We start from the raw sequence: 529 nt of genomic DNA, 5'->3' as shown, positions 1-529 counted from the left end.
CACTTGTTTCTGAGAGAAGTGCTTCCTCGTGTTTTTTTGGCTTTGCTTTTTACTCTGGTGGCCCTTTTGTTAAAATCTAACGCCATTCTAAACTTTTTGACTGGACTTCTTTCTACAAGCAACTTTGCTGTATTTTTTGTCTTCGCAACAGTTTACTCCGTCATTCTTTTGTTGATAGCTATAGTAGCTAGACGAGCTAAGCGCTTTGTTGTAGATAGACGCTTCAGTTTACTAGCAAACTTACTGCAAAATCGGCTTTTGCAAGTTTTTTTCCTTGACTCCGTGAGTGCCCTTTCTTATACTCTCGGCTTCCTCCTTGGGGTAACTCCCCTAGTCCCCTCCATTTTTTCAAATTTTCCACATCACATTGCATATGCGTTTCATGTTTTTGTTATTGTTTTTCTCGGTTCGTTTTTGCTTCTTGTAACACTTAACGCCTCACAGGCTGACTTGCCTTAAATTCTCGCTCTCGCACCCCACCCCATCCCTATCCCGGTCAAAGCGGTGCGGGTCCGGGGGCAAGACCTGG

At 43.7% G+C, this 529-nt stretch carries 1 protein-coding gene; it reads left to right on the top strand.

All coding sequences use genetic code 11. From position 1 onward, the window contains the following. Window positions 1-459 (top strand): hypothetical protein (locus tag ACYQ0J_RS00715; protein WP_460170285.1); only part of this gene is annotated, 459 nt, incomplete at its 5' end. Window positions 460-529: the final 70 nt, after the last annotated feature.

It is taken from the genome of Thermus sp. FJN-A, assembly GCF_054655095.1.
The sequence above is the reverse complement of the archived record's forward strand: the minus strand, read 5'-3'. Positions and strand labels throughout refer to the sequence as shown.